Below are 10,191 nucleotides of genomic sequence, written 5' to 3'. Positions count from 1 at the left end.
GTCGGGCTGGGTGGGGCTGGATGTGGCGCATGTTTCGGGTTTTCGGTAAATCGCGTGGTGAACAACTTATACCCCGACTCCGGAGAGTGCACAAGGCCTTCCCTTTTCCACACCTGATCACGTAATTCGGGACATTTGTCCCTAGATTGCCGCCGGGAATGCCTCCATTCTTACTGTTCTAGCCCAACGGAGGGATGCCCTCCGTTGGGCCTCCTTCGTGTACCCCCTGTGACCGGCGTACCCCCTTGCTGCCGGCTCTCAGCCACCCGACGACGCAGCACACCACGCCTTCCCGCGTGATTTGTCGCGCCGAAACCGAAGGAGAACTGGACTATGCGCGTTGTGATCACCGGCGGAGCCGGATTCCTGGGTTCGCACCTCTGTGAGGCACTCCTCGACCGCGGCGATTCCGTGGTCTGCGTCGACGACCTGTCCACCGGGCAGTGGAGCAACATCGAACCCTTCCTGGCCAACCCCCGCTTCACCTTCGTCGCGGCGGACGTCACCGAGCCGCTGCACCTCACCGGCGAGGTGGATGCGATCGCACACCTCGCGAGCGCGGCCTCACCCCCCGACTACCACCGGATGCCCCTGGAAACCCTCGCCGCCGGCAGCCGCGGCACCGAGAACGCACTCAAGGTGGCCCTCGAGCACGGCGCCCGTTTCGTGCTCGCCTCCACGAGCGAAATCTACGGCGACCCACTCGTGCACCCCCAGCGCGAGGATTACTTCGGCAACGTCAACTCGATCGGGCCGCGCAGCGTTTACGACGAGGCCAAGCGTTTCGCCGAAGCGATCTCGATGGCCTACGCCCGCACCCTCGGCGTCGACGTCGGCATCGTACGCATCTTCAACACCTTCGGCCCGAGGATGCGCCCGGGCGACGGACGCGTCGTGACGAGCTTCATCGCCCAGGCTCTGAACGGCCAGCCGCTCACCATCTACGGTGACGGCAGCCAGACCCGGAGCTTCTGCTACGTGGACGACCTCGTGCGCGGCATCGTCGCGATGATCGACAGCGACGAGCGCGGCCCGATCAACCTCGGCAACCCGGTCGAGAAACGGGTCGACGAGCTCGCCCGGCTCGTGCTCGAGCTCACCCGGTCGGATTCCCTGATCGAGTTCCACCCGCTGCCCGTCGACGACCCGACCCGACGGAAGCCCGACATCACCCGCGCGGCCGAACGGCTCGGCTGGCAGCCGCAAGTCGAGACCGCCGAGGGCATCCGGCGCACCCTGGACTGGTTCCTCGCGAACCGGCAGCTCGTGGCCGACGCCGCCGAGCTCATCGCCGGCGCCCAGTTCGAGGGCAGCCCGGCGCCCCTGCGCCTGTCCGTCGCCGGCCGCCCGACCGCGACGATCACCGACATCGACGACGTCTCAGAGGACTTCTCCGAAGCCCTCTCCGCCTGACCCCGTATCCCCCTCAAACTCCCCGTCGCACTCTCTGACCCACCCGAAGCCAGGAGAAATCACATGCGCATGACCGTCATTGGAACCGGTTACCTCGGCGCCGTCCACGCCGCCGCCATGGCCGAGCTCGGCCACGACGTACTCGGGGTCGACTCAGACCCCGCCAAGATCGCAGCCCTCGCCGCCGGCCGGGCCCCCTTCTTCGAGCCGGGCCTGCCCGAACTCCTGATCCGGAACGTCCAGGCCGGGCGCCTCAGCTTCACCACCTCGCTCGAGGAGGCCGCCACCTTCGCCGACATCCACTTCGTCTGCGTGGGCACCCCGCAGCTGCCCGGCTCGCACGCCGCCGACATGGTGCACGTCAACGCCGTGATCGCCGGCCTCGCCCCCCACCTCGACCGGCCCTGCCTGATTGTGGGCAAGTCGACCGTCCCGGTGGGCACCACGGCCCGCCTGGCCGACCTCGTCGCCGAGCTGGCGCCCGTCGGCGTGCAGGCGCAGGTGGCGTGGAACCCCGAGTTCCTCCGCGAGGGTTTCGCGGTCGAGGACACCCTGCGGCCCGACCGCATCGTCGCCGGCACGAGCTCGCACGAGGCCGACGCCATCCTCCGGGAGGTGTACGCCGACATCCTCGCCACCGGCACGCCGTACATCACCACGGATGCCGCGACCGCGGAACTCGTGAAGGTGTCGGCGAACGCCTTCCTCGCCACCAAGATCTCGTTCATCAACGCGATCGCCCAGGTCTGCGACGCGGCCGGTGCCGACGTGCTCACCCTGGCGGATGCCCTCGGCCACGACGCGCGCATCGGCCGCCGGTTCCTCTCTCCCGGGCTCGGATTCGGCGGCGGCTGCCTCGGCAAGGACATCCGCGCCTTCCAGGCCCGCGCCGACGAGCTCGGCGTCGGCGAGGCACTCGCCTTCCTCGACGACGTCGACGCGATCAACCTGAACGGCCGCAGCCGGATCGTCAACCTCGCCGCCGAACTGCTCGGCGGCTCGGCCGCCGGCAAGCGCATCGCGATCCTCGGTGCCGCGTTCAAGCCCAACAGCGACGACGTGCGCGATTCACCGGCCCTGCATGTGGCCGAGCAGCTCCGCCTCGCCGGCGCGACCGTGCGGGTGCACGACCCGGAAGCCCAGGCGAACGCGCACCGCGCCTACCCGCACTTCGAGTACGCGACAAGCCTCGCCGACGTCTTCGACGACGCCGACCTGACCCTGCACCTGACCGAGTGGGGCGTCTACCGGGAACTCGACCCGAGCGCCGTGATCAACTCCGCCCGCACCCCGCTCATCATCGACGCGCGGCACACCCTCGACCCGAAGCGCTGGCAGGACGCCGGCTGGACCGTGCGCGCGATCGGCCGCCCCGCGCTCGGCGGGGCCGAGGTCGCCGACCTGGCGGTCACACTGTGACGGTCGTCCCCCGCCGCGAGGCGGCGCTCACCGTGCACACGCGCAGTACCGTGGTGGCCGTGACCCCTGCCGGGCCGGTGCTGTCCGGCAGGCGCGCCCCGACCCGGCGGACTCGTGCTGAGACCTTCGTCAACGTGCTCGATACCCGCCAACGCGTCGTCATCGGGATACTGACAGCCGGCTGGCTCATCACGTTCGCCTTCTTCTGGGCGTGGTGGCTCCGACCGGAGCACCTCGTCGGCTGGGTCGGCATGGTCGTCAACTCGATGCTCCTTTTCTATCTGGCCTACCTGCCTCTCTATTTCACGGCGACCATGAACCGGCTTCGTGAAGTCGACCCGACGCTCGAGGTCCCCGATCTGAGCGTGGCGTTCGTCGTGACGAAAGCTCCTTCCGAACCGTGGTCGACCGCGCAGCGCACACTGACCGCCATGCTCGATCAGGAGTACCCGCATCCGTTTGACGTCTGGCTCTGCGATGAAGACCCGAGCGCGGAGACGACGGGCTGGTGCGCGGCCAACGGGGTCAGCCTGCTCAGCCGGCGCGGAATCGCCGACTATCACGAGGCTGACTGGCCACGCCGGACAAAGTGCAAGGAAGGCAACCTGGCCTACTTCTACGACACCGTGGGATACCGCACCTACGACGTCGTATCCCAACTGGACTGCGACCACATTCCTACCCGCAGCTATCTGACCGAGATCGTTCGCCCATTCCGAGACCCCGCGATCGGATACGTGGCAGCTCCGAGCGTGTGCGACTCGAATTCGGCCACGTCGTGGTCGGCCAGAGGCCGACTGTATAAAGAGGCCTCGTTCCACGGCCCGTTCCAGAGCGGGCACTCCGACGGCCTGGCCCCGGTATCGATCGGGTCGCACTACGCCGTCCGCACCGAGGCGCTTCGCGACATCGGCGGCATCGGCCCGGAACTCGCCGAGGACTTCTCAACGAGCTTTCTGCTGACCTCCGCAGGATGGCACGGCGCATTCGCCCACCGGGCCGAAGCACACGGGGACGGTCCCCTCACGGTCACCGCCATGGTGACGCAGGAGTTCCAATGGTCTCGCAGCCTCATGATGCTGCTCACCACGACGGCACCGAAGCACCTTCCGCGACTGTCGTGGATGCTTCGTGTTCGATTCCTGTTCGCCCTCTCGTTCTATCCCCTGCTGGTCATCACCACCGTCGTCGGCCTGGCCCTGCCCCCCATCGCGGTCATCACCGGATCGCCGTGGGTGAACGTGAGCTACTTCGAGTTCCTGCTGCGGTGGATGTTGGTGGGCGCGTGGATGCTCGCACTGACGTACACGATCCGTCGCTGGGACTTGCTTCGTCCGCACCGGGCACCCATCGTGAGCTGGGAGAACTGGCTGTACACCTTTGCCCGCTGGCCGTTCATCACGGCAGGCGTGCTCGCCGGGTTGGCGCAGTCGCTGCGCACGGGTTCGGTCGTCACCTTCCGCGTGACGCCGAAGGTCAGGAACGGAATGGAGCCGTTGAGCCTGCGCATCGTGATGCCCTTCGCGGCACTGTCGATCCTTCTGGGATGTGCGGCGCTGATCGGCGAAGGAGAGCAGGGCGACCGGCAGGGCTACGTGTTCCTCTGCCTGCTGGGCGCGTTCTGCTACTCCATCGTCGCCATCACCCTCCCGCTATTGCACGCCCTCGAATCGGCCCGCTCGGCGGGCACCCGGTTCGCCGTCGCCGTGCACCGAACCGCACGGACCCCGCTGGCGGTCGGCGTCACCGCCTGCGCGGCGTTCTGTGTCGCCGTCGCTCCATTCCCCGCGTACGTCGCCCCGGCGATGGCCCACATCCAGCTGCCTTTCTGAACCTGTCCCGCGTTGCACAGACCGACAAGGAGCCCCCGCTCATGACCGCACTCACCACCCACCTCGACCCGGACTCGCCGATCGCCACGGTGCTCGTCACCGGCGGCGCCGGCTTCATCGGAAGCCACACGAGCGTCGACCTCCTCGAGAACGGCTACGACGTGGTCGTGGTCGATGACTTTTCGAACAGTTCCCGCGGCGCCCTCGACCGCATCGAGCAGGTCGCCGGACGCCGGCTGGCCGGCAGGTACGAGTTCGACATGCGGGACGGCATGGCGCTGTCCGCCGTCTTCGACCGGCACCCGATCGACGCCGTCATCCACTTCGCCGCGAAGAAGGCGGTGGGAGAATCGGTCGGCATCCCGCTCGACTATTACGACCTCAACATCGGCGCCACGGTCCGGCTCCTGCAGACCATGGTCGCCCACGGTGTGCACAACCTGGTGTTCTCCTCGTCCTGCTCCATCTACGGGGCCGCCGCGCCTGCGGTGTCCGGTGCGGCGGCATCCGCTGCCCTGTTGCTGAACGAGGACAGCCCCGCGAACCCGACCAATCCGTACGCGCGGTCCAAGTGGATGTGCGAGCAGATCCTGGCGGATGCCTGCGCCCGCTACCCCGAGCTCCGGGTAATCGCGCTGCGCTACTTCAACCCCACCGGGGCACACCCGAGCGCCCTGCTCGGCGAGGACCCCCGAGGCATCCCGAACAATGTGATGCCGTACCTCACCCAGCTCGCCGTGGGCCGACTCAGTCGCTTCCAAATCTTCGGCGACGACTACGACACCGTCGACGGCACCTGCGTGCGGGACTACATCCACGTGGTCGACGTCGCCGGCGGGCACCGGGTAGCGCTCGATCACCTCGACGACGCGCTCGGGCTGCAGCGGTTCAACCTGGGCACCGGCGTCGGCACCACGGTTCTCCAGTTCACGGAGGCATTCCAGGCTGCGTGCGGCAAGCGCCTGGCGATCCAGATCGCGCCGCGCCGGCCGGGCGACGTCGATGCGCTCATCGCCGACCCTGCCCTGGTCGCCGCGGCCTGGGGCTGGCACACCACCCGCGACCTGCGCGACATGTGCGCAGACTCCTGGGCCTTCCAGCAGGCCAACCCGGTCGGCTACCATGACCGCACCCTCGAGGCCGCCCTCAGCCTCACCTGACATCCACCACACCGACGCACAGACGGATGCCCAGCGCGGCCACGTAAGATCGGCCCATGACCGCAGCAACAGCATCCGCGCCCCTCGACGCCCGCATCACCCTGTACGGCGCGGAGTGGTGCAGCGACTGCCGCCGCTCGAAGAAGGTGCTCGACGGCCTGGACCTCGACTACGACTACGTCGACCTCGAGGCCGTCGCGGACGGCGCCGACCGCGCCCACGCGATCAGCGGACGCACCCGGATCCCCGTGATCGTGTTCCCCGACGCGAGCCACCTCGTCGAGCCGAGTGACGCCGACCTGCGCACGAGACTCGCCCAGTTCTCCCTGGAGGCCTGAGCCGTGCGCAGCCTCAAGGACTGGACCTTCCAGATGTGCGGGATCGCCGGTTTCGTCTGCTGCGCGATCGCGCTCGGCACCCTCTACTTCAACGCGATCAACCACAACGCCTTCGTCGGCGTGGCGGTACCGGTCGCGATCGTCGCGCTCGCCGCCGGGGGCATCGCCACCGCCAGGGCACGCTGGCTCTGGACCAGCGGCCGCGGCAACCAGCGCCGCTGACGCCACCGATCCGGCACCACCCGATCGGGGCCGTTTCCTCCGCGGCACTGCCGCGCTACGATGCCACGGAAACGGGGAGGCATCATGGGTGACACAGGCCAGGACAAGCGCATCGAGCGCTTCGGCAGCGACGAAGACATTGCGAACGCCGAGGCGGCGAAGCGGCAGGACGCGAAGGATGCGCGGGTGCGCCTGCTGCGGAGCAAGGCGGCGGTCTCCCGGTCGGAGGCCGATGCGATCGAGGCCATGCACCTCGACCCGGACACGCTTCAGGATCTGCTCGAGAACGCGAGCCCACTCGAGGCTCGCCGGCTGGAGAAGTCCGAGCATGCGATCAGCCAGCGGGTCGCCAAGGCCCGCGCTGCGGCCGAGGCGGCCGAGTACGAATACGAGCAGGCCGTGCTCGAGCAGTACGACGACCGCAGGGGCTGACGCCGCACCGCCGGAGCGCGGCCGTCACACGGTGTCGAGCAACCCCTCGGCCTCGGCGACGATGCCCGCCGTCTTCAGGAAGCTGTCCGGGTTGAGCGAGATCGAGTCGATGCCCTCGCGCACCAGGAACGCCGCGAAGTCCGGGTAGTTGCTCGGCGCCTGCCCGCAGATGCCGATCTTGATCCCGGCGGCGTGGGCCTTGCGAATGGCCTCGCTGATCATCCGCTTGACCGCCTCGTCGCGCTCGTCGAAGAGGCCGGCGAGGTCGCCGGCGTCCCGGTCGACGCCGAGCACAAGCTGGGTGAGGTCGTTCGACCCGATCGAGAAGCCGTCGAACCGGGTCGCGAACTCCTCGGCGAGGATCACGTTGGCGGGGATCTCGCACATCATGTACACCTGCAAACCGTTCTCGCCGCGGGCGAGCCCGTTCTCGGCCATCACCGCGAGCACCTTGTCGGCCTCGGCCACGGTGCGGCAGAACGGCACCATCACGATCACGTCGGTGAAGCCGATCTCCTCGCGCACCCGCTTGATCGCCCGGCACTCGAGCGCGAAGCCCTCACGGTAGCGGTCGTCGTAGTAGCGGGAGGCGCCGCGGAACCCGATCATCGGGTTCTCCTCGGTGTGCTCGAAGGCGCCGCCGCCGAGCAGGTGCGCGTACTCGTTCGTCTTGAAGTCGCTCATCCGCACGATCACCGGGTCGGGGTAGTACGGGGCGGTGAGCTTCGCGATGCCGAGCGCGAGGGTCTGTACGAAGTACTCCTGCGGGTCGGCGAAGCCGCGGGTGCGTTCGTGGATGCGCCGGAGCGAGGCACGGTCGGTGACCCGCTCCGGGTGCACGAGCGCCATCGGGTGGATCGTGATCAGGTTGTTGATGATGAATTCCATCCGGGCCAGGCCGACGCCCGCGGCCGGCAACCGCCACCACTCGAACGCGGCGGCGGGACTCGCGATGTTCACCATCAGCTTCGTGCGGGTCGACGGCACCGTGCCGAGGTCCACCTCCTCGGTCTCGAAGGCGAGGGTGCCGTCGTAGACGAAGCCCTCGTCGCCCTCGGCGCAGGAGAGCGTGATCGAGGATCCGTTCTTGATCAGGTCGGTGCCGGTGCCGGTGCCGACCACCGCGGGCACGCCCAGCTCCCGGCTGACGATCGCGGCGTGGCTGGTCGGGCCGCCGTGGTCGGTCACGATCCCGGACGCCCGGGTCATGATCGGCACCCAGTCGGGGTCGGTCATCTCGGTGACGAGGATCGCGCCGTCGATGAAGTTGTCGATGTCGGCTGGGTCCCGGATCACGCACGCGGTCCCGGTCGCGATGCTGTCGCCGATCGCGACGCCGGAGACGATCAGCGGCCCGCTCTCGAGCAGCCGGCTCACGGTGAATACCGTGCCACTTGCCTGCGACTGCACCGTCTCCGGCCGCGCCTGCACCATGTAGAGCTCGTGGCTGATGCCGTCCCTCGCCCACTCCATATCCATCGGCCGGCCGTAGTGATCCTCGACGATCACGGCCCACCGGGCGAGCTGCACGATCTCGCCGTCGCTCAGCACGAACGCGTCCCGCTCCCGGAGCGGGGTGTCGATCACGCGGGTGCGGGCGCTGCCTCCGGCGGCGTAGATCATCTTGGTCGCCTTGGCGCCGAGGGTCTTCTCGATGATCGGGGTCAGGGCGGGGTCGGCGAGCAGCGCCTTGAACACGAGGTACTTGTCCGGGTCGACGGCACCCTGCACGACCGTCTCGCCGAGCCCCCAGGCCGCGCTGATCACGGCTGCCCCGGGGAAGCCGGTGTCGGTGTCGATCGAGAACATGACGCCGGACCCGCCCACATCGGAGCGGATCATCCGCTGCACCCCGATCGACAGGGCCACGTCGAGGTGGTCGAATCCTTTGACCTCCCGGTAGCTGATCGCCCGGTCGGTGAAGAGGCTCGCATAGCAGCGGCGGCAGGCGACGAGCAGGTCTCGCTCCCCGGTCACGTTCAGGAACGTCTCCTGCTGCCCGGCGAAGCTCGCGTCCGGAAGGTCTTCAGCGGTCGCGCTGCTCCGCACGGCCACGGCAAGATTCAGCTGCCCGGAACGCTCAGACAGTTCCCGGTAGGCCGAGCGGATGCCCGCGGCCGTGTCCTCGGGGAATTCCCCGTTCAGGAACAGCTCGCGCAGGGTCTCCCCGGTGGCCCGCAGCGTGGCCTCGCCGGCGTGGTACCTGTCGAGGGCGGTACGCAGGGCGGACTCGATCCCGTTCTCCGTGATGAACGCGCGGTACGCATCCGCCGTCGTCGCGAACCCGTCCGGCACCCGCACACCCTGGCCGGCGAGCGAGCCGACCATTTCGCCGAGGGAGGCGTTCTTGCCACCGACCTGGGGGATGTCGGCGAGGCCGATCTCTTCGAACCAGACCACATGACGCTCTGACATGATGACTCCCACCGCGAGTTCGAACACCGCGACCCGGCGTCCCGTGGCGCCGACGGCATCCGCTCTCGGCAACCTACTGCTGCGCCAGGGCCGCTGCTAGTGCCCGCGACCTGGCAGGCACGGCACCGGGTGTTCCTCCGGAATTCACCCGGAAGGCTTCCCCCGGTTCAGGGCCTGCGGATTATGGCCCTAGTCTGGGGGTTAGACAGATTCGATCGTTGGATTCCAGCCGCTGAGGGCACCTGTTCCAGGTGCGGTACCCGTCTGCCCCGGTGGCTGGAGAGGTGCATTCCCGGCACACTTCCGCCAGCGAGCGTAACCCGGATGGAGCTCCGGGGGCCGCCGCGCGCGACGGCCCTGCCCCGGCTCCGCGTCGCGGATCCGGGTTCACGGGAACAAAGGGAATCACCATGACCGCATTCGACCAGACACCCACCAACCCCAGCACCCCCAGACCGGCCCGGAAGTGGCTGCCCGTCCTCCTCGTCGCGATCGCCCTCGCGGCGGTCGGCACGGTTGGCGCCACCACCACCGGGGCCAGCTCCGCCTCCGCCGCCGTCCCGGTCGGCTCCGTGCGCGCACCCGTCGCGCTCGGCCTCGCCGGCACCTTCGCGATCCTCTCCAAGACAGGTGTGACGGATGTCTACGCCTCGGCCATCACGGGCAACGTCGGCGCGAGCCCGATCACCGGTGCGGCCATCCACCTCAGCTGCCCGGAGGTGACCGGCCTGGTCTACTCCGTGGATGCCGCGGGCCCCGCCTGCGAGATCACCGCCCCGAACCTGCTCACGACCGCCGTCGGCGACATGGGCACCGCGTACACCGATGCCGCCGGGCGCACCCTGCCCGACGCGGTCGACCTGGGCGCCGGCGAGATCGGCGGCCTCACCCTCGCACCCGGGCTCTATAAGTGGAACACCGGCGTGACGATCACGAGCGACGTCACCCTCGACGGCGGCC

At 68.8% G+C, this 10,191-nt stretch carries 9 protein-coding genes; 8 read left to right on the top strand and 1 reads right to left on the bottom strand.

Annotated features, from left to right (window positions below; genetic code table 11):
* The first annotated feature begins 333 nt into the window (after positions 1–333).
* The 7 genes from QN350_RS17495 to QN350_RS17465 all read left to right on the top strand — a co-directional run bounded on the left by QN350_RS17495 (position 334) and on the right by QN350_RS17465 (position 6,816).
* The gene (locus tag QN350_RS17495) at positions 334–1,413 is read left to right on the top strand and encodes a UDP-glucuronic acid decarboxylase family protein (RefSeq protein ID WP_322137755.1); all 1,080 of its coding nucleotides are present in this window, start codon (positions 334–336) and stop codon (positions 1,411–1,413) included.
* Between the two features lie 69 nt (positions 1,414–1,482).
* Positions 1,483–2,832 carry a UDP-glucose/GDP-mannose dehydrogenase family protein gene (locus QN350_RS17490; protein WP_322137756.1) on the top strand — a complete coding sequence of 450 codons (1,350 nt, stop codon included), beginning with the start codon at positions 1,483–1,485 and terminating at the stop codon, positions 2,830–2,832.
* On the top strand, positions 2,829–4,664 hold the full coding sequence (locus QN350_RS17485) for a glycosyltransferase family 2 protein (protein ID WP_322137757.1): 1,836 nt from the start codon (positions 2,829–2,831) through the stop codon (positions 4,662–4,664). Before QN350_RS17490 ends, QN350_RS17485 begins: the two co-directional genes overlap by 4 nt.
* A gap of 41 nt (positions 4,665–4,705) precedes the next feature.
* Positions 4,706–5,824 carry a UDP-glucose 4-epimerase GalE gene (gene galE / locus QN350_RS17480; RefSeq protein WP_322137758.1) on the top strand — a complete coding sequence of 373 codons (1,119 nt, stop codon included), beginning with the start codon at positions 4,706–4,708 and terminating at the stop codon, positions 5,822–5,824.
* 56 nt (positions 5,825–5,880) lie between these two features.
* Positions 5,881–6,162 (top strand): glutaredoxin family protein, encoded by a 282-nt coding sequence (locus QN350_RS17475; RefSeq protein ID WP_281535626.1) that lies wholly within the window; start codon positions 5,881–5,883, stop codon positions 6,160–6,162.
* Between the two features lie 3 nt (positions 6,163–6,165).
* On the top strand, positions 6,166–6,384 hold the full coding sequence (locus tag QN350_RS17470) for a hypothetical protein (RefSeq protein ID WP_281535627.1): 219 nt from the start codon (positions 6,166–6,168) through the stop codon (positions 6,382–6,384).
* Positions 6,385–6,468: 84 nt separating this feature from the next.
* Positions 6,469–6,816, top strand: a complete 348-nt coding sequence (locus tag QN350_RS17465) for a hypothetical protein (protein ID WP_281535628.1) — start codon at positions 6,469–6,471, stop codon at positions 6,814–6,816.
* 24 nt (positions 6,817–6,840) lie between these two features.
* Here QN350_RS17465 and ppsA read toward each other — a convergent pair whose 3' ends face one another.
* Positions 6,841–9,231: a phosphoenolpyruvate synthase gene (gene ppsA, locus QN350_RS17460; protein WP_322137759.1), complete on the bottom strand. Its 2,391-nt coding sequence runs from the start codon at positions 9,229–9,231 to the stop codon at positions 6,841–6,843.
* Positions 9,232–9,641: 410 nt separating this feature from the next.
* Here ppsA and QN350_RS17455 point away from each other — a divergent pair.
* The coding region (locus tag QN350_RS17455) for an ice-binding family protein (RefSeq protein ID WP_323516965.1) at positions 9,642–10,191 on the top strand (550 nt) is incomplete at its 3' end.

This window comes from Cryobacterium sp. 10I5 (assembly GCF_035019865.1).
Lineage (GTDB): Bacteria > Actinomycetota > Actinomycetes > Actinomycetales > Microbacteriaceae > Cryobacterium > Cryobacterium breve_A.
Note: the sequence above shows the minus strand (reverse complement) of the source record. Positions and strands in the feature narration are given on the sequence as shown.

Bases quoted from the DNA above. Each gene is read 5' to 3' on its own strand.
- QN350_RS17495 (WP_322137755.1), top strand. From the start codon at position 334: ATGCGCGTTGTGATCACCGGCGGAGCCGGATTCCTGGGTTCGCACCTC.
- QN350_RS17490 (WP_322137756.1), top strand. From the start codon at position 1,483: ATGACCGTCATTGGAACCGGTTACCTCGGCGCCGTCCACGCCGCCGCC.
- galE (WP_322137758.1), top strand. From the start codon at position 4,706: ATGACCGCACTCACCACCCACCTCGACCCGGACTCGCCGATCGCCACG.
- QN350_RS17475 (WP_281535626.1), top strand. From the start codon at position 5,881: ATGACCGCAGCAACAGCATCCGCGCCCCTCGACGCCCGCATCACCCTG.
- QN350_RS17465 (WP_281535628.1), top strand. From the start codon at position 6,469: ATGGGTGACACAGGCCAGGACAAGCGCATCGAGCGCTTCGGCAGCGAC.
- ppsA (WP_322137759.1), bottom strand. From the start codon at position 9,231: ATGTCAGAGCGTCATGTGGTCTGGTTCGAAGAGATCGGCCTCGCCGAC.